An 18,829-nucleotide genomic window follows, 5' to 3' on the forward strand; every position below is an offset into this window, starting at 1 on the left:
TTTCAAAAGCAATTTTATCACTTCATTAGTTCTACAAATTCTTCTTTTAAAGAAACTTCCGTCTTTATCCCAAGTTCTTCAAAGACTTCATCCAACTTTTCATATAATTCTAAAAAGTTTTCATAGGATATGTTGTTGCCCATGTGTCCTATTCTAAATACTTTTTCAAATATTTCTCCTGCTCCCTTTGATATAAGGATTCCCCTTTTTCTAAGTGCTGATAGGATGTCTTCTGCTATAAATCCTTCTGGAACCATGACTGCTGTTAGGGTATTTGATCTTGAGTCTTTGGCATAAAGTTCAAATCCTGCTTTTTCAAATATTTCTCTTGTTACTTCTGCGTATTTTTGGTGAAGGGCAAGGGAATCTTTTTCCATCAAAATGTCTAATGCCAAGTCAAGGGCATAAGTCAAGTTTTCATTCATTGTGTATGGAAAGGCAAAGCCGTCAGAGTATTCGTAGTAGTTTGTGAAATTCATGTAATATGAAGGAACTGGTTTTTTTCTTTCTTTTATGGCTTTTTTTGCTCTTTCTGATATTGTGACTAGTGTTAGTCCTGCTGGTGCTGAAATGCATTTTTGACTTCCGCCAAGGGCTATGTCAACTTTGAATTCGTCAAAGTCAAATTCCTCTCCACCCATTCCCGATACTGTATCCACAACTGTTAGGATTCCATAGGAATTTAGGAGATTGCAAATAGTTTTTACGTCATTTGTTATGCCTGATGGTGTTTCGCAGTGAACCATAGTTGCAACTTTGAAGTCGTGATCTTTTTCTAGGAATTTTTTTAATTTTTCTATATCAAATCCTCTTCTAAAGTCATCTTCATATATGTAAGGTTCTCCACCATAAAATTTTACATAGTCGGCAAAGCCTGCTCCAAAAACGCCGTTATTTAGGACTAGGACTCTGTCGTTTTCTTCTACTAGGTTTATAATTGCTGCTTCTAATCCAATTATGCCTTCGCCAAGCATGATAAAGGAAGTGGCATCTGTTTTTAATAGTTTTGAAATTTTCTTTTCTACTTGTCTGTGTCTTTTTTCATACTCTGGATCAATGTCTGGGTTTGTGTGTGACTCTCCCATGACTTCCATTACTCTTTGGTCAATTGATGTAGGTCCTGCACATAATATTTTCATTTTTTACCTCTCTTATGTAAATTTCTTTTGAATAAATTATATTAATATAGATAGAAAAAAACAAGCTGCCTTGTGACAGCTTGTTTTTGATTTTTATTTATTTTCTACAAAGTAAGTGTTTTCTTCTATTTGTTTAAATATTTCGTCATATTCTTCTTTATCAAAACCAACAACGCATTTGCTTATGCTTTTTCCGTCTTTTTCAAGAGTTATTATATGAGTTGGATAATAAACTCTATCATTATACTCTGTTCTATCAGAATAATATTTTTCAAATATTTCATCTTTTTTTTCTTCGCTATCTCTAATATCTCTTGATATATACTTGATGCCTTTGTTATCTAAATATGCTTTTAATTTTTGGCAGTAAGGACATTCTTCAAATCCATAGATTAAAAATCTTATGTCTTCTTCTCCTGTTTTTGTTTTGATTTTGTTTATAGGCGCTGTAAAGTAGCCTTCTTCATATATGTCTTTTATGTTTGCATCTTTGGAATCTAATAAAACTGTTCCTGTTTTGAAGTCATAAGCTACTCCAAAGTCTAAGATTTTTGCTAGGTCTCTTAGGCGAAAATAGTTGTATCCATCTATGAAATATCCATTGAGTTCTATGTCATTTCCTTTGCTGTCAACTATTTTTTGTTTATTTGTTTTTGCTATTTTTTCTTCTTCCGTTTTTTCAACATAAGTAAAGTCTTCTTTTTGATTTTCACCCTTTGTTATGATTACCTTTTGAGTTTTATTGTCGTAAGATACCATAAATTTTGATGGTGTATCTTTTAGAAGAGCTGCTGCATCTCTAATTCTTACATAGTTAGACCTGTTTATTAGGTAGGAATTTATTTTTATGTCTTTTCCGTCAAATCTAACTTTTTCTCCTGATGTCTCAGCAAACCTTTCGTCTGATTCTAATTTTGATATTTTAGCTTTGTTCTCTTCTTTGCCTTCATTGCTGTTAGCTAGGGCTGTCATTGGACTTGTTAAGGTTAAAAGAGCTAATAATACTACTACAAATTTTTTCATAATCTGCCTCCTTTAAATTTATTACTAGTATTTTATCACATTAAATTAAAGTTTAAATGTTATTTTCAAATTTTTTATGGAGACAAAAAAACAAGCTGCCTCTTGACAGCTTGCTTTTATAATTTTATCTTTAATCTTTAAAGATTGGACTAATTTTTTTGTAAACTAGCATCATCACTGCTGATGTTGTGAATCCTTTTATTAGGTTAAAAGGAAGGACTGAATAAATCATCATGGAAAATAGTCCTGTGATTCTTGGTGTGATAGCTGATCCCATTTCTATTATTGCGTCCATTGGCATTACTTTTGCGTAAAGTGGGAAAACTACGAAATAGTTTGATAGCATTGCTAAACAAGTCATAGCAAGAACTCCCAGTGTTAATGATAATATGGCTCCTTTATATGTCCTGTGTTTTCTATAAAAATATGCTGACACAAAGGCAAAGGTACTTGAGATTAGGAAGTTGGATAGTTCTCCTATTCCTGCTGTCATTGTTCCTTTAAATATTATGTGCATTATATTTTTTAAGGCAGCTATTATTATTCCAAAGACTGGTCCCATTGTGAAAGCCCCCATGAGGACTGGCAAGTCTGAGATGTCTAGCTTCATAAAGGGTGGTGCTACAAAGGTAATTGGCAATTGAAAGTACATCAATATAAATGCAATTACTGATAGCATTCCTACTTTTGTCATGTCTTTTGTTCTTATCATAGAACTTGAATTTACTTTGTTCATTTTACCTCCTGTTGGGGCATAAAAAAACCCCGAACCTTCGGGGCATGAAAGTTTAAATCATTCTCTCATCCAGACTTTACTGTCGGTATTGGAATTGCACCAATTCAGCTTTCGCTCGCGGACTTTACCGCCGGTTGGGATTTGCACCCTTCCCTGAAGATTTAAAATTATTATTTATTTCTTAATTTAATTATAACATTTGTGAAAATTTTTGCAAGATTTATGTGCACTTAATTTGTATTAAATTGATTAAAGCTTCGCTTTAGAATTATAAATACAATTTTTTCTTTATTAACTTTATTTTAATTTTAAAGATTTTATTTCTAATATATTTTTAAGGAGGGGATTAAGGGGCATTGCGAGGCCCCTTTTTCCCCTCCTTAAACCACCCCTTTGAACTCCACGCGCTGAAAGTACAAAAAAATCGATCATGCTAAATTTTCAAAACTCACTCGCTTCGCGAGCTCAAACAGTTGAAAATTTTTAACGCATAACCGATTTTTTTGATTATTTTATACACTCCCTTTAACCTACGATTGTAGCTAAAGGTGTTCTTTTTATAAGTTAACGATGAGTTAGACAAAATTGCCTAGTTCATTATTTTAGAAAAATTTTTTCTTTATTTTTATTGTGGTCTTTGTCCCACTGTATTTTCTGGACCTGGATCTTGAACTTTTTGGGCTGCAGAGTTATAAACTATAACTGGCATACCTGTAAATGTTTTTGGATAAAGATTTTTCATAACTGCTGGTGGAATATTTATGCAGCCATGAGATCCAGAAGATCTATAAATATTTCCTCCAAAGGATGATCTCCATGATGCGTCATGAAGTCCTATGCCAGACCAGTTTATTGGTGCCCAATAGGAAACTTTTGAACGATATGTTTCGCCAGTTAGGTATCTATCTCTTTCTCGTGACCAAATTCTGTCGGTCCCTGTTGGAGTTCCATTGCCAAGATTTGGATTTCCTGTAACTACATTTGTTTGTAGTTCAATGATTCCATTGTTGTAATACCAAAGTTTTTGTCTTGCCAAGTCAACTTCTATATAAGTTTTTCCAATGTCGTCAATTTTTCTTGAAACTGCATCTTGTCTGTAAACTGCTTTTACTGTCACTGGCTCATTTTTTTCTAGGGCAGCAACAACAACTTCTCTCGTCTTTGGTCTGTCTGTTAGCCAGCCGTAAATTCCACCGTCAACTTTTACTGTTCCCACACCAGTTGCATAAAAAATCCTCGATGTTCTATAAGTGTCATATTTTGCAGCAAGTTTTTCCACGAAGTGGGCAACCTTTTCTTCGTCAAGGATAAGACTCCCATCCTCTGACTTGGAATACATAGCTATTATGCCCTGACCTGTAACTTCTTCTTTTCTATCGTCAAAGTCAAAGGTAATTCTCTTAGTAAATAATTCCTCATAAGAAGCAAGTTGTTTTTTAATGTAATCTGAATCTGCCTTTATCTTTGGTTCCATATATAGATTTTCATTTTCAAGGTCCAATTTCTCTTTTTTATCAGCAAAGTGATTTAAGATTGCATTTTTTAGTTCATCTCTTTTTATAATATTTCCATAAACTTCATCTTCTATTTTAAATTCATCTTTGTCAAAGACGACTTTGGCATCTTGAGAAGGTGTAGACTCTCCCCTAACTGCTTTTAGATTTGCAATTTTTTCATCTAAAGCTTTTTCATCATAGTGAAGGTCAAAGTCAACTGCATAATTTTTATTTATAAGAGAAGCCACTGGCCAATAGAAAGGAGTTTGTTCTACAAAACTTGAACCAATGGAGTCTATGTAATTTATTTCTTTTGCTGTAATTTTATCATTTAGATTTTTGTCCTTTGATATTATTTCAAGTTCAAAGTTCCTTGATAGGTCCTCGTAATTTTTTTCAAATTCAGAAATCTTTGTGAGACCAAAATCTCTGCCATTGACAAAAGTTCTCGGCATAAATCTGTCTTTGAAAAAATAAAGTCCCATTATATATATGAAAATTAATAAAACTAATAATAGTCCAAAAATTATTTTAAATGCTTTTTTCATAATTCCTCCTTCAACTATTATACTCTAAAGTTTATGTTTTTATGTGAGATTTTTTAAATGTAAAGTATTTGTAAATATTTTAATTTATAAATTTGTAAGTCTTATTTGTTTTTTCACTTAATTGTATGTAAAATTAATCTAATGAATAGGATTTGCAAAGGGGTTATTAAATGAAAGATGAAGAGTTACTATCAAAAATGCGTTCAATTGAACTCTGGGACAAGAAGTTAATAAATGAATTTGAAGTGGGAAGTCTAAAAGGCTTGCAAGATATTCACAGATATTTGTTCCAAGATATATTTGATTTTGCTGGGGAGATAAGAAAAGTAAATATTTCTAAGGGGAATTTTAGATTCGCTCCAATTTTATTTTTGAGAGAAAATTTAAAAATAATAGAAAAAATGCCCGAGAATAATTTTGATGAAATTATCGAAAAGTATGTAGAAATGAATGTCGCCCACCCTTTTAGAGAAGGAAACGGCCGTGCAACAAGAATATGGCTAGATTTAATTTTAAAGAAAAATTTAAAACTCTGTGTAGACTGGTCTAAAGTGGATAAATTTCAATATCTAAGTGCTATGGAAAGATCTCCCGTCAACTCACTGGAGATAAATCATTTGTTGAAATCAGCTTTAACAAGTGATATTGAAAGCAGACAAGTCTATATGCGTGGTATTCAAAATTCTTATTATTATGAGGACCTATACCAATACGATATTGAAAATTTAAATAAATAATTCTGTAAATCTCTTGTAAAATAAATGCAAGAGATTTTTTTTATGATTTTTATAAAAATAGGCATGAAAAAACCCACAAGTTATCTTGTGGGCTTAATACTGGTGCGGGAAAGAGGACTTGAACCCCCACTCCGTTGGAACTAGATCCTAAGTCTAGCGCGTCTGCCAATTCCGCCATTCCCGCATGAAGTTTTAACAACAAAATATATTATACGCACCTTTTAATATTTTGTCAACACTTTTTTTAAAGTTTTTTTACTTTTTATTTAGAGAAGATTTATCCTTCTCTTTTCTGGTGCTTCTTTATTATAGCAGGTGGTTTTTAAAAAATCCAGAATTTTTTATATTTTTTTACAAATTTTATTTATTTTTTATATAAAGAAAGAATTTATGGGATTTCTTTACAAAATTTTTATAAATTTTAGCTGCTACTATTATTTGCTCCTATTTCTTTTTATATCTTCCTATACTATAATATTTAGAAAGAATAATTTTAGAAAGAGTTGATTTTTTTGAACTTTAAAGAAAAAATGAGACAATTTATGGTTGGCAGATATGGACAAGATCAATTGGGCAAATTTATCCTATCCCTGGCACTTGTGATTTTAATTATAAATCTCTTTGTGAAAAATGCTTCCCTGCCAACAGTTGCACTAGTGCTTATAATTTATTCCTATTACAGGATCCTTTCTCGTGATGTCAATGCAAGATACAAGGAAAATAGAAAATTTTTGGACACAGTTGAGCCACTGAAAAGAAAATTTTCGAAATCAAAAAATACTTATGAAAAAAGAAAAACTTACAAGTATATCAAATGTCCATCTTGTAAGTTTGAGATGAAAGTCCCAAGGGGCAAGGGCAAAATTAGAGTCACTTGCAAATCTTGCGGCAACAAATTCATAATAAAATCTTAAAAGTTCCACCATGGGGACTTTTTATTTTGCCTAAATTCTTAATCTTTTTGTAAATTTTAAATCTTTTATTAATGGTATAATGAATTAAAGGAGTGATATTATGAAAAAGAAGCTTTTATTTGTTTTATCTTTTTTATTTTTATTTACTAGCGTTTATGCCAATGGCGGGAAAAAGATGACTCTTGTCATTAATAATATTGTCTTTGAAAAGGAATTTGTCCTTAAAAATGATAGGATTCACATTCCTCTTCGCCTAGTTTCTGAAAATCTAGGTGCTGATGTCAATTGGAATGCTGATGAGCGTAAGGTTGAAATTTTAAACCAAGATAAGAAAATTATCTTTTATGTTGATTCTAATGAGTATAGGATTGACGATATGGTCTTCACAATTGACTCGCCATCTTTCATCATGGATGATACAACTTATGTGCCAGCAAGGGCTCTTGCCAATGCCATGGATGCAAAATTAGAATGGAATGAAAAAGAGTTTTACTGTGCAATCGACAATGGTTATGAAATTGACTCCACTCGTGATGTAGATTTAATTAAGGATGCAAAGGATCTTCAAACTATTAATAAGATAAGGAAGGTAACTGATCTTGCTGGATATCTAAAAGATGGTGTGATGAAGGTTGAAGAAGTGGAAGATGGAAAAGTTTATGAATTGTACTTAAAGGATTATGAAAAGAAAAATTTATCTATGAGATTTTCTTTTGATAAAAATAATAATTTAAGATTTTATAAATTTGACTACTTTCCTAACGAAAAGTATCCTTTCTTGGAAAAACATTTAAGTGAAGAGGAGTCAAAGAAAGTGGCTCGTGAATTTATGGACATAGTTGGGGATAAGAAAAGATTTTTAAAGGAAAAAGAACTAGGTGCAAATCAACAAGTCACACCAGAAGCTGGAACTTACAACTTTTACACAAAATCTAGCCTCATAGCAATTGATGCAAGTGGCGGTTTTGTTTACTCTTATTCTAATTATTAATGTTACAGAAATATTAAGAATGCCAAATTAAGTAACTCATTTTAGCCTTTTAATTGATTTATTGAAGAAAATCTGTATAATAAAGTTAACTTATATTTTAGGAGGATAAAAAATATGAACAAAAAATTAACATCATTATCACTAGCAGGAGTTATGCTTTTATCTACTGCAAGCCCAGTTTTCGCTGAAGTTACTGAAGCTGTTAAAGACGTTAAAGAACCAACTAAGATGGAAAAAGTTGTTGAAGAAGGCAACAAAAAGCTAGAAGAAACTAAAGAAACTGGCAAAAAAGTTGAAGAAAAAGCTGCAGAAAAAATGACTGAAGTTAAAGAAGAAGCTAAAGAAAAAGCTGAAGAAGTTAAGAAAGACGCTAAAGAAGTTAAAGAAGAAGTTAAAGAAGTTAAAAAAGAAGTAAAAACTATTGACGTTAAAGCTACTAAACAAAAAGTTAAACTTGACGGCAAAGATGTTGTTATCTACGGATACAATATTGATGGTTACAACTATTTCAAACTTAGAGATTTAGCTGCAGTTCTTAAAGATTCAGAAGCTAAATTCGGCGTTAACTACAAAGATGGCGTTGTTACTCTAACTAAGGCAGAAGACTACAAAGTTGTAGAATCTGACCAAAAAGAAGTTAAAGCTACATCTAAGGGTATGCTTACAAATGACAAAGTTCTAGTTGGAGATAAAACTCTTACTGCTACTGCTTACAAGATTGATGACCTTAACTACTACAAGTTAAGAGATCTTGGCGAAGCTCTTGAATTTGGAGTTGGATATGACAAAGCTACTGATACTGTTCTTTTAACTTCTGTTGTTAACAAAGAAGAAACTAAAGAAGAAAAAGTTGCTCCTAAAGTTGACGAAGTAAAAGAAGCTATCAACAAAGAATTAGCTAAAGAAAAAGAAGTTCGTGCTTCTGAAGAATACAAAAAAGCTACTGACGAAGTTAAAACTAACTACGAAAACGCAGTTGCAGCTGCAAAATCACTTCTAAATGATGAAAAAGCTACTGCTGAACAATTCGAAAACGAACTTAAAGCTCTAGTTGAAGCTGGAGAAAAAATTGGTTTCAAAGCTGACGCTAAAATAGAAGAAAAAGCTGAAGAAGGCAAAAAAGAAATCAAAAAAGACGCTAAAGAAGCAAAAGAAGAAGTTAAAGAAACTGCTAAAGAAGCAAAATAATTTAACTTGAATTTTAAAAGACCATGGAAAAAATCCATGGTCTTTTTTTGATTTTGTGAAGTTTTTTGTGGATGCGAGTTTGTGTGTAGTTTTTAAATATGTGAAAAATTCTGTGTATGAAGTCTTCCTAATAGGATATTAACTATTACTATATGTCATTTATCTTTTCAACTGCCCAAGCTGCTTTTATTTCTTTTTTTATTTTATCGTACTGCCACCTGTTTTTTGAATTATAAACAGAGTTTGGGTCGTTTAAAATAATTCTCCCCTCATTATCAAGCCCGCATGCCAAAGCTATGTGTCCTGTATCTGTAAAAATTCCTGGTTTGAAAGATAAAATTACAAGATTTCCCTTTTCAAGTTCACTCATCATTTCACTTTTCATGATTCCGCGAACTCCTAAACCCTCTTTTATTAAATAATCTTCTATGAGATTCCATGAACTCATGCCCCCTTCAACATAGCCATTTTTTTCTGCAAACTTTGCAATTTCTTTTGGACTCCTATTTATCCCGTAGCCGCTTAAAGCCATGGAGAGAGTCGTTGGCATGCAACCTCCCGTGCCAATTAGTCCGCCTGCATATTTTTCGTAACCCCAACGAGGATCAAATTGTAGATAAAATTTCACTGGATTATTTACAGCAAAACTTTCACTCTTTTTAGCAAGACTTTTATCATCTTTTATGTATCCAAGTATAAAACCCAGGGCCTCTTCCCTTTTTGCGGCAAGCTTTATCATTTTGTCTGGGAGCTTGTCAATATTTTCGTAGACAAATTCATAGCCCTCATCTTTTTTTGCCTTTTCCTTTATTATTTTTATTTTGTCTGACAAATCCTCCCCTCTTGTAAAATTTTCACTGTCTTTTAAACTTATCTCACTTGAAATTCTATTTCTGTGGATGGAAAATCCCCTTGCAAGAAAAATTATTAAAAAAATAATGACTGCGAATCTAATCTTTTTCATATTATCACCGCAATCATTATATAAAATTATTTTTAAGACTTTATTCCAAATTTCTTACAAGTTATCTAAATTTTAAAATGTTTATATGCTGTACTCGTAATTTAAAATCTTTGCCCTCGCTTCACTTACAAAATAAAGGGAACCAGTTATTAAAATCAAATCGCCATCATCGTATTTTTCCTTGTAGTGGTCTATGGCATCTTCCAGCTTCATCACTTGGGCCCTAAGTCCATAAGAAGCTGCCTCTTTTTTTAATTCTTCAGGGCTTGTTCCCCTCTTGTAGTCCAAATTTACAAAGACGACTTCGTCAGTGAAAGATGAAATTTCTTCTAGCATCTTCTTGTGTTCTTTGTCTGATAAAATGGACATGATTAGGTAAAGTTTTTTGAACTTAAAGTTATCAATGGACTCTACTAATTTTTTTATTCCATCAAAATTGTGAGCTCCATCTAGTATAATAAGTGGATCTCTTGACACAATTTCCATTCTGCCAGCCCATGTTGAATTTTTTATCCTATCTCTTATTTCATCAATAGAAATTTTTAAAATACCCCTCTTATTTAAAATATAAAGGGCATAAATTGCTCCAAGGGCATTTTCAGCTTGGTAATCACCAATTTGTGTGAGATGAAATTTTTCTTCTTTTCCATCTAATTTTACTCTAAAATCAATTCCCTTTAAGTCAGATTTTATAATTTCACTTTCAAGATCCTTAGTGTAAAAAATTTCTGCAGATTTTTCTACTGTTTCCTTATTTATAACTTTAAGGATTTTTTCATCTTTATTTGTAGTCACGACAAGACCATCTTCTTGGATAATGCCTGCCTTGGCATCTGCAATTTCTTCTATTGTATTGCCAAGATATTCCATGTGATCCATGGAAATAGATGTGATAATAGAAATTAATTTTTCACGACTTGTGAAGATATTTGTGGAGTCGGCACGACCTCCCATGCCAACTTCCAAAACTGCCAAATCAACTTTTTCTCTTTCAAAGTAAATTATCGCCATTATTGTCAAAAATTCAAAGAGATTTAATTCCCCATATTCTTCAACTATTTCTTTTTCTTTTTCTAAGATAAATTCGCCTATATCAGCAAAGTCTTTTTGTGATATTTCTCTATCGCCAATTTTTATCCTGTCGCAATATGTGATTAGATGAGGAGAAACAAAAGTGCCAAGTTTATAATCTTCTTTTAAGATGTCTTTTAAAAAACTAACAGTTGAGCCCTTGCCATTAGTACCTGCAATGTGAATAACTTTTAATTTTTTATGGGGTGAATCAATATTTTCTAAGAATTTTTTTATTCTCACATTGCCCTTGGACTTGAATTTTCCAATTCTCTTCTCAATGTTTGCTACAATTTCTTCATAAGTCATAGATTTTTTTCTACCTTCGCAATTTGTGCTTCAACAGTTTTTAAAATTTCTTCGTATTTTGTAACTTTTTCTTTTTCTTCTTCGATTAATTTAGCTGGAGCTTTTGATACGAAACCTTGGTTAGAAAGTTTTCCCTTAGCTCTTTTTAGTTCAGCTTCTGCATCCTTCTTGTCCTTTTGAAGTCTCTTTAATTCTTTTTCAAAGTCAACAAGTTCTTTTAGTGGAAGTTGAATTTCTGCTCTATCGAGAACAATTGCTATATTTTCAGAATTTTTCTTTGATTCGTCATCTGTTATTTCAACAGAATTTGAATAGCCAAGATTTAGTAAAAGTCCCTTCATTTCTTCAAAGATTTCCTTCACTTCAGCATCCTTAGTGTAGACAAGAGTATTGGATTTCTTTGAGTTTTCTATATTCATTTCACTTCTTGCATTTCTAATTTCACGAATTGCATTTTCAATGTATTCAGTTGCCTTTTCTTCTTTTTCAAATACAAATTCTTCCTTATATTCTGGCCAAGATGAAATAATTAGGGCTTCTTCTCTATTTGGTAAAGCTTGCCAAATTTCTTCTGTTATATATGGCATAAATGGATGAAGAAGTTTTAAGATGTTTTCTAATACATAAAGAAGAACTTTTACTGTGTTAGTTTTTTCTTCAATATCATCTGAATATAAAACTGGCTTTACAATTTCAATGTACCAGTCACAGAAGTCAGACCAGATGAAGTCGTAGATTGCATCTGCTACAAGTCCAATTTCATATTTGTCGATTTTTTCTGTAATTGATTTTATAACTTTTTGTAATTTTGAAATTATCCACTTGTCTTGGTAGTGAAGTTTTTCTAAATCAAACTTTGAATCCTTGATTTCATCAGACATATTCATCATTAGAAATCTTGTTGCATTCCAAAGTTTGTTGGCAAAGTTTCTATTTGCTTCTACCCTCTTAATATAAAATCTCATGTCATTACCTGGTGTATTTCCAGTTACAAGAGTAAATCTAAGGGCGTCAGCACCATAATCTCTTATTATATCTAGTGGGTCAATTCCATTTCCAAGAGATTTTGACATCTTTCTACCTTGGTCATCTCTTACAAGTCCATTTAAAAATACATCTTTAAAAGGAAGTTTGCCAGTTTGTTCTAGGGCAGAAAATACCATTCTAATTACCCAGAAGAAAATTATGTCATAACCAGTTACAAGCACATTTGTTGGATAAAAATATTCATATTCAGGAGTTTTTTCTGGCCAACCTAATGTTGAGAAAGGCCAAAGAGCTGATGAAAACCAAGTGTCTAAAGTGTCTTGATCTTGTGTAAAAGTTTTGCCTTCGTGTCCAGGAGTGTTTGATGGATCTTCTCTTGATATTACAATTTCATCATCAGAATCAGAATACCAAACTGGAAGTCTGTGTCCCCACCAAAGTTGTCTTGAAATATTCCAGTCACGAATATTTTCTAGCCAATTTTCATAAATTTTACCAAATCTTTCTGGGACAATATTTAAATTTCCCTTTCTGTATTCTTCAAGAGCTGGCTTTGCAAGAGGTGCCATTTTTACAAACCATTGTTTTGAAATTAGTGGTTCAATAACTGTGTGGCATCTTTCGCAGTGACCAACGGCATTGTGATGGTGTTTTTTGCCAATGTAGAAGCCAAGTTTTTCAAAATCTTCTATGATTTTTTTTCTTGCTTCATATCTTTCCATGCCTGCATAAGCTCCAGCATTTTCATTTAAATATCCCTTGCCATCAATTACTATGTTTTGACCAAGATCGTGACGTGCTCCAACTTCAAAGTCATTAGGGTCATGTGATGGAGTGATCTTTACTGCCCCAGAGCCAAAGTCCATTTCTACATATTCATCGGCAATAATAGGAATTTTTTTGTTGTCCATTACTGGGATCATTACATATTCGCCAACTAAATCAGTATATCTTTCATCTTCAGGATTTACTGCAATGGCAAGGTCTCCTGGGATTGTTTCTGGTCTTGTTGTTGCAATTTCAATTCCACCTTCTCTATCTGCAAAAGGATATTTAAAGTACCAGATATTTCCATCACTTTCAACGTGTTCTACTTCTGCATCAGAAATTGAAGTTTCACAAGATGGACACCAGTTAATGATTCTGTTGCCACGATAAATTAGTCCCTTTTCATAAAGTTCGATAAAAACTTCTTCCACTGCGTTGGATAAATTATCATCAAGGGTAAAACTTTGTCTTGACCAGTCACAAGAAATTCCAAGTTTTTTAAGTTGATTTACAATGTTTCCACCATATTCGTGAGTCCAATCCCAAGCTCTTTCTAGGAATTTTTCCCTTCCAATGTCTTCTTTGTCTATGCCTTCATTTCTTAATTTTTCTACAACCTTTGCTTCTGTAGAAATAGAAGCGTGGTCTGTTCCTGGCAGCCAAAGAGCAGAGTAACCTTGCATTCTCTTTGTCCTAATTAAAACATCTTGGATTGTGTTATTAAGTGCGTGACCCATGTGAAGGTTGCCTGTTACATTTGGAGGTGGCATTACTATAGAATAAGGCTTCTTGTTTTCGTCCACCTCTGCCTTAAAATAATTATTTTCCATCCAATAGTCATAGATTTTTTCTTCAAAATCCTTTGGATCATAAGTTTTGTTTAACTCTTTCATTTTTCCTCCTAAATTTATCTTTTTTAAATATTTACAATTTATAAAATTAAAAATAAAAAAGCGTCCTCCATCCCTAAGGACGAAAGACGCGGTACCACCTTAATTTTTATTTTTCAATAAACTCTCTATAATCTTTAACGAGATAAGTCGTCTTTGGCTACTATTTTCACCAAAGAAGCAAAAAAGCTACAATTGTAAAATTTATAAAAACTTTTCAGCAAACAGTTTCTCTCTAAATATAAATTTTTACAATCCTCTTTTTTATTGCTTGTTTTTATTTTGATTCAGTATAAATCTGTGTTGGACCGTCTGCTCCACCAATAATTACTATACCTTTATCTTTGTCATTGTTTTCTTTCTTTTCAGTATAAATCTGTGTCGGACCGTCTGCCCCACCGATAATTTCTATACCCTTATCTTTGTCAGTCTTTTTATTTGTTTCTGTATAGATTTGAGTTGGACCGTCTGCTCCACCAATTATTCCAATAGATTCAGCTTCATTTGCATTAGATCTATCTAAGACTCCTGAACCTATTAAGCCAATCGCTACTACAATTATTATTTTATTCATAGGACACCTCCTAATTAATATAAAAGATACCACAAAAATCCTTTGAAATCAATAAAAATTCGATTATCTAGGGATAAATCCAACTTTTTTATAAACTTTTCTAAGAGTTTTATTTGCAAGATAAGATGCTTTTTCTGCTCCTTCTTTATAAACTGATTCAAGATAAGCCTTGTCAGACCTTATTTCTTTAAATCGTGTTCGTAGAGGTCTTAATCCTTCAACTACAACTTCTCCAAGGTCTTCCTTAAATTCTCCGTAGCCAAGGTTTTCGTATTTCTTTACAATTTCTTCTGGGCTCATTCCAGAAAAAGATGAGTGAATATTTATTAAATTCTTTAGACCTGCTTGTTCATCTGAATATCTAAATTCGCCAGAGGAATCTGTCACGGCTCTTTTTATTTTCTTTCTTGTGTCATCTTCTGAATCTAAAATTAAGATAAAGGCATCTTTATTTGAATCTGACTTTGACATCTTTGAAAATGGGTCTTTTAGAGACATGATTCTCGCTCCAACTTTTGGAGTCATAATTTCTGGAATAGTAAAAGTTTCTGAATATCTTGAGTTAAATCTTTGAGCCAAGTCCCTTGTAAGTTCAATGTGTTGCTTTTGATCTTCGCCAACAGGCACATAAGATGTTCCATATAACAAAATATCGGCAGCCATTAGGACTGGATAATTTAAAATTCCTGCTTGGACATCAGTATATTTTTTTGACTTATCTTTAAATTGTGTCATCCTTTGAAGTTGTCCAAGTCCTGTCATTGTATTTAAAACCCAGCCAAGTTCTGCGTGTTGTGGCACGTGTGATTGAATATAAATTATAGATTTCTTTGGGTCAAGACCTGCTGCAAGATAAAGAGCAAGAACATCAAGAGTATTTTTCCTAAGGTCCTTTGGTTCTTGTGGTGCAGTAATTGCGTGCATGTCTACAATGCAGTACAAGCAGTTGTAGTCATCTTGAAGTCCAATAAAATTCTTTAAAGCTCCAATATAATTTCCAATAGTAAGTGATCCTGAAGGTTGGATCCCAGAATAAACTATTTTTTTATCATCCATTTTAATTTTCTCCCCTTGTTTTTATATCTTCCCATCTCTTGTTTACAATTTCTCTAATTTTTTCTTCATCTATGTTTACTAGTTTTCTGTCTCGCATAATGAATTTTCCGTCACAAATAACTGATTCCACATCAGATGAAGATGCAGAATAAACTAGTGCAGAAATGAGATTGTTCCTCGGTGTAAAGGAATTTGAATTTAAATCAAAAATTGTAAGATCTGCTAGATAATCTTCTTTTATAAGTCCAAGCTTTTTAAATCCCAGTGCCTTTGCTCCATTTATTGTTGCCATTTTTAAAATTCCTATGGCAGGAACGGCTTTTTCATTCATAGTAACAGCCTTATTGACAATGCCTCCAATATGCATTTCTTCAACAAAATCTTGATTGTTATTTGATGAGTCACCGTCAGTCCCAAGTGCCATAGTAATATTATTTTTCAAAAGTTTATCCACCGGAGTAAATCCACTTGCAAGCTTTAAATTTGATGATGGGTTGTAAACTGGATAGAATTTTTTATCTTTTACAAGTTCAATTTCTTCATCAGTAATGTGAACGCAGTGAGCTGCAATTATTTGACTATCAAGTAGTCCCAGTGAATTTACATATTCAATTGGCGTCATGCCATATTCTTTTTTAGAATTTTCCACTTCTGTAAGAGTTTCTGAAAGGTGAATGTGAATTAGACTGTCATATCTTTCAAGAGATCTTTTTGCAATTTCTTTTAAAAATTCTGTGGAACAAGTGTAAATTGCGTGAGGTGCAGGCACAACTCTAATTCTTCCATTACTTTTTTCGTGATAATTATTGTAAAGATCATCAAACTCTTGTAACTTTTCTTCGCCCTTGCCATCTACATCTGTCATGCCACGAGTTAAGACTCCACGGATTCCAGCTTCTATTGCTGCATCGCCAACCCTATCCATTTCGTAGTACATATCACAAAAAGATGTGACGCCTGATTTTATATTTTCAATAATAGAAAGCAAGCTTGACCAATATATGTCCTCTGCATTTAACTTCGCTTCTATGGGCCAAATTTCATTTTCAAGCCAGTCCATAAGTGCCAAATCGTCGGCATAATTTCTAAAATAAGACATACCAAGATGAGTGTGCGCATTGACAAAGCCTGGTGTCAAAAGTTTATTTTCTCCATCAAGGACTTGGTCTGCTTTTTGGTCTAAATTTTCTCCAATTTTTTTTATTTTATTTTCTTCTATAAAAATATCTGCCTTGTCGACAATTTTTTCTTCTTCTATATCTAAATAAGAAATATTTTTTATAAGTATACTCATAATTCCTCCAATACTAATATTATTATAACAAAGTTTAAAAATTTTTTTCAATTTATTGAAATTTCTCACTTCACAAAATAAACTTTGGTATAATGGGCTTATGAATGGTAATTATTTAGAATTTAATGTATTTTTTGACATCATCGGAACTATTGCCTTTGCAATTTCCGGTGCCATACTTGCTTGCAAAAAAAACATGGACATACTTGGTGTAATAGTTTTGGGACTTGTGACTGCCCTTGGAGGTGGCTTTGTTCGTGATTTGGTTCTTGGAATAAATCCACCAAATATGTTTCAAAATTCAACTAACGCACTTATATCCACAGTTTTTTCAGTTTTGGTTTTTATTTTCTTTTTTACAAAGAAAAATTTTTCCAACAACCACTTGTTAAAACTCATGAATAGGTTCATGATTATAACTGATACAATTGGCTTGGCATCTTTTACTATAACGGGAATGGCAACTGCCCTCTCCCTAGGCTATCACAAAAAGTTTTTGCTCATCTTTGTGGGTGCAATTACAGGTGTTGGTGGCGGTATGATTCGTGATGTCTTGGCTGGCACTATCCCCTTTATTTTTAAGGAACAAATTTATGCTGGTGCCTGCATCTTGGGATCAATTGTATTTATCATAGCAAGAAACTTTTTTTCTTATGAACTTTCCATGATAATTTGTTTTTTTACAGTTTTAGTATTTAGACTCTTGGCAGTGAAAAAGAATTGGAACTTGCCAAGGATAAAAAATCAGGAGGAATAAAATGGCAGTAGCAGAATTAACACTTATACCTATAGGAACTAAGACAACATCAGTGAGCAAGTACATAGCAGGCGCCTTGGATTCAATTGGAGAAATCGAAGGACTAACTTATGAACTAAACCCTATGGGAACAGTTATATCTCACAAAGATCTTTCAGTTTTATATGAAGTAATAAGAAGGATGCAAGAATCTGTCTTTGAGGCTGGAGCAAATAGAGTTTACTCTGTCGTAAAAATTGATGACAGACGTGACAAGGATTACACTTTTAAGGACAAGGTAAAGTCCGTAAATGAAAAGAGAAAAAATAAATAGAAATAATTTAAGCCTCATCATTGATGGGGCTTTTGATAAATTTATTTTAAGTGAAAATTTTAAGGAGGAGGAAATATGTACGAAGGATTTTTGACAGATGTTAAAGGGATAAGGCTTGGTCACGCAGAAGATGATCTTGCTCTTACTGGAACAAGTGTCATCTTGTGTGAAGATGGATTTACTGCAGGAGTTGATGTTCGTGGTGCTGGACCTGGCACTCGTGAAACTGATTTATTGAGAGCTGAAAATTTAGTGCAAAAGGTTCACGGAGTTTTCTTAACTGGTGGGTCTGCCTATGGTCTTGATGTTGGCGGCGGCATAATGAAATTTTTAGAAGAAAAAAATGTTGGCTTTGATGTAGGTGTTGGAGTGGTTCCCATAGTTCCTGGTGCAGTCCTATTTGATCTCGCTGTAGGCGACTCAAAAGTTCGACCTGATTTTAAGATGGGTTATGAGGCTGCTAAAAATGCAAGCGAAAAAGATGAAAGCATGGGAAATCTGGGAGCAGGTTGTGGCGCAAGTGTTGGTAAAATTTTGGGAAATGATTTTGCCATGAAGTCTGGCATAGGTCAATCTTCTGTAAAAGTTGGTGACTTAGTGGTGTCATCTATTGTTGCCTTAAATGCCATGGGAGATATTTTTGATTATGAAAAGGGAAAAAGAATTGCTGGAGTTTATGACAGAAAAAATAAAAAATTTTTAGACACTTGTACTCTTTACGAAAAGAGCTTAAACGATTATAATCAATTTAGCCCAGCCAACACAACAATTTCTCTTGTTGCGACAAATGCAAAACTCACTAAGGCAAACTGTAATAAGATCTCACAAATGGCTCATGATGGTTATGGAAGGTCAATTAATCCTGTGCATACCATGAACGATGGAGATACAATTTTTACACTTGCATCTGACGAAGTTGAAGCAGATATTAATTTAGTTGGAATTCTTGCTGCAAAGACAATTTCTAGGTCTATTGCCAATGCAATTTATTCAGCTAAGGATTCAGGCGGGCTTGTTAGTTATAATAGCATCAAATGATGCAATGAAGGGTATCTTTTTGAACCCTATCGGAGG

The 18,829-nt window shown here is 32.9% G+C and carries 18 protein-coding genes, 1 tRNA gene, 1 riboswitch and 1 other annotated feature; of the genes, 7 read left to right on the forward strand and 12 right to left on the reverse strand.

Annotated elements, in window-relative coordinates; translation table 11 throughout:
* Positions 1-17: 17 nt before the first annotated feature.
* The 5 genes from BN3657_RS01560 to BN3657_RS01575 all read right to left on the reverse strand — a co-directional run bounded on the left by BN3657_RS01560 (position 18) and on the right by BN3657_RS01575 (position 4,942).
* Positions 18-1,139 (reverse strand): pyridoxal-phosphate-dependent aminotransferase family protein, encoded by a 1,122-nt coding sequence (locus BN3657_RS01560; RefSeq protein WP_062551492.1) that lies wholly within the window; start codon positions 1,137-1,139, stop codon positions 18-20.
* Between the two features lie 93 nt (positions 1,140-1,232).
* On the reverse strand, positions 1,233-2,162 hold the full coding sequence (locus BN3657_RS01565; RefSeq protein WP_062551493.1) for a glutaredoxin domain-containing protein: 930 nt from the start codon (positions 2,160-2,162) through the stop codon (positions 1,233-1,235).
* Positions 2,163-2,292: 130 nt separating this feature from the next.
* Entirely contained in the window at positions 2,293-2,898 is a 606-nt protein-coding gene (locus BN3657_RS01570; protein ID WP_062551494.1) for an ECF transporter S component, read from the reverse strand.
* A 52-nt stretch (positions 2,899-2,950) separates the two neighbouring features.
* Positions 2,951-3,063, reverse strand: a riboswitch (FMN riboswitch).
* A 132-nt stretch (positions 3,064-3,195) separates the two neighbouring features.
* Complete coding sequence (locus BN3657_RS08645; protein ID WP_268258893.1) at positions 3,196-3,330, reverse strand: hypothetical protein; 135 nt, start codon at positions 3,328-3,330, stop codon at positions 3,196-3,198.
* 193 nt (positions 3,331-3,523) lie between these two features.
* The gene (locus tag BN3657_RS01575; protein ID WP_062551495.1) at positions 3,524-4,942 is read right to left on the reverse strand and encodes a L,D-transpeptidase family protein; all 1,419 of its coding nucleotides are present in this window, start codon (positions 4,940-4,942) and stop codon (positions 3,524-3,526) included.
* A 170-nt stretch (positions 4,943-5,112) separates the two neighbouring features.
* Here BN3657_RS01575 and fic point away from each other — a divergent pair, with 170 nt between their 5' ends.
* Positions 5,113-5,679 (forward strand): protein adenylyltransferase Fic, encoded by a 567-nt coding sequence (gene fic, locus BN3657_RS01580; RefSeq protein WP_062551496.1) that lies wholly within the window; start codon positions 5,113-5,115, stop codon positions 5,677-5,679.
* A 100-nt stretch (positions 5,680-5,779) separates the two neighbouring features.
* Here the strand turns inward: fic and BN3657_RS01585 are convergent.
* Positions 5,780-5,863: transfer RNA gene (locus BN3657_RS01585), tRNA-Leu, on the reverse strand.
* Positions 5,864-6,209: 346 nt separating this feature from the next.
* Here BN3657_RS01585 and BN3657_RS01590 point away from each other — a divergent pair.
* The 3 genes from BN3657_RS01590 (at position 6,210) to BN3657_RS01600 (ending at position 8,772) form a co-directional block, all read left to right on the forward strand.
* The gene (locus tag BN3657_RS01590; RefSeq protein ID WP_040542621.1) at positions 6,210-6,593 is read left to right on the forward strand and encodes a hypothetical protein; all 384 of its coding nucleotides are present in this window, start codon (positions 6,210-6,212) and stop codon (positions 6,591-6,593) included.
* A gap of 100 nt (positions 6,594-6,693) precedes the next feature.
* On the forward strand, positions 6,694-7,584 hold the full coding sequence (locus BN3657_RS01595) for a copper amine oxidase N-terminal domain-containing protein (RefSeq protein ID WP_062551497.1): 891 nt from the start codon (positions 6,694-6,696) through the stop codon (positions 7,582-7,584).
* Between the two features lie 114 nt (positions 7,585-7,698).
* Positions 7,699-8,772: a hypothetical protein gene (locus BN3657_RS01600; RefSeq protein ID WP_062551498.1), complete on the forward strand. Its 1,074-nt coding sequence runs from the start codon at positions 7,699-7,701 to the stop codon at positions 8,770-8,772.
* A gap of 148 nt (positions 8,773-8,920) precedes the next feature.
* Here BN3657_RS01600 and BN3657_RS01605 read toward each other — a convergent pair whose 3' ends face one another.
* The 6 genes from BN3657_RS01605 to BN3657_RS01630 all read right to left on the reverse strand — a co-directional run bounded on the left by BN3657_RS01605 (position 8,921) and on the right by BN3657_RS01630 (position 16,685).
* Positions 8,921-9,736: a C39 family peptidase gene (locus BN3657_RS01605; RefSeq protein ID WP_062551499.1), complete on the reverse strand. Its 816-nt coding sequence runs from the start codon at positions 9,734-9,736 to the stop codon at positions 8,921-8,923.
* Positions 9,737-9,817: 81 nt separating this feature from the next.
* A complete protein-coding gene (locus tag BN3657_RS01610; protein WP_062551500.1) occupies positions 9,818-11,116 on the reverse strand; it encodes a bifunctional folylpolyglutamate synthase/dihydrofolate synthase in 1,299 nt (432 codons plus the stop codon).
* Positions 11,113-13,764 carry a valine--tRNA ligase gene (locus BN3657_RS01615; RefSeq protein WP_062551501.1) on the reverse strand — a complete coding sequence of 884 codons (2,652 nt, stop codon included), beginning with the start codon at positions 13,762-13,764 and terminating at the stop codon, positions 11,113-11,115. Before BN3657_RS01615 ends, BN3657_RS01610 begins: the two co-directional genes overlap by 4 nt.
* A gap of 72 nt (positions 13,765-13,836) precedes the next feature.
* Positions 13,837-14,038 (reverse strand) — a binding site (T-box leader).
* On the reverse strand, positions 14,039-14,335 hold the full coding sequence (locus BN3657_RS01620; protein WP_062551502.1) for a hypothetical protein: 297 nt from the start codon (positions 14,333-14,335) through the stop codon (positions 14,039-14,041). It abuts the feature before it with no gap.
* A gap of 63 nt (positions 14,336-14,398) precedes the next feature.
* Complete coding sequence (gene trpS, locus BN3657_RS01625) at positions 14,399-15,391, reverse strand: tryptophan--tRNA ligase (protein ID WP_062551503.1); 993 nt, start codon at positions 15,389-15,391, stop codon at positions 14,399-14,401.
* Between the two features lies 1 nt (position 15,392).
* Positions 15,393-16,685, reverse strand: coding sequence for an amidohydrolase (locus BN3657_RS01630; protein ID WP_062551504.1), 1,293 nt, complete (start codon positions 16,683-16,685; stop codon positions 15,393-15,395).
* Between the two features lie 100 nt (positions 16,686-16,785).
* On the opposite strand from BN3657_RS01630, the gene BN3657_RS01635 reads away from it, so the two are divergent.
* The 3 genes from BN3657_RS01635 (at position 16,786) to BN3657_RS01645 (ending at position 18,793) form a co-directional block, all read left to right on the forward strand.
* Positions 16,786-17,442 (forward strand): trimeric intracellular cation channel family protein, encoded by a 657-nt coding sequence (locus BN3657_RS01635; RefSeq protein ID WP_062551505.1) that lies wholly within the window; start codon positions 16,786-16,788, stop codon positions 17,440-17,442.
* A 1-nt stretch (position 17,443) separates the two neighbouring features.
* The gene (locus BN3657_RS01640; protein WP_062551506.1) at positions 17,444-17,755 is read left to right on the forward strand and encodes an MTH1187 family thiamine-binding protein; all 312 of its coding nucleotides are present in this window, start codon (positions 17,444-17,446) and stop codon (positions 17,753-17,755) included.
* 75 nt (positions 17,756-17,830) lie between these two features.
* The gene (locus tag BN3657_RS01645) at positions 17,831-18,793 is read left to right on the forward strand and encodes a P1 family peptidase (protein WP_062551507.1); all 963 of its coding nucleotides are present in this window, start codon (positions 17,831-17,833) and stop codon (positions 18,791-18,793) included.
* Positions 18,794-18,829 lie beyond the last annotated feature (36 nt).

Source organism: Peptoniphilus phoceensis (assembly GCF_001517665.2).
Taxonomy (GTDB): Bacteria; Bacillota; Clostridia; order Tissierellales; family Peptoniphilaceae; genus Peptoniphilus_A; species Peptoniphilus_A timonensis.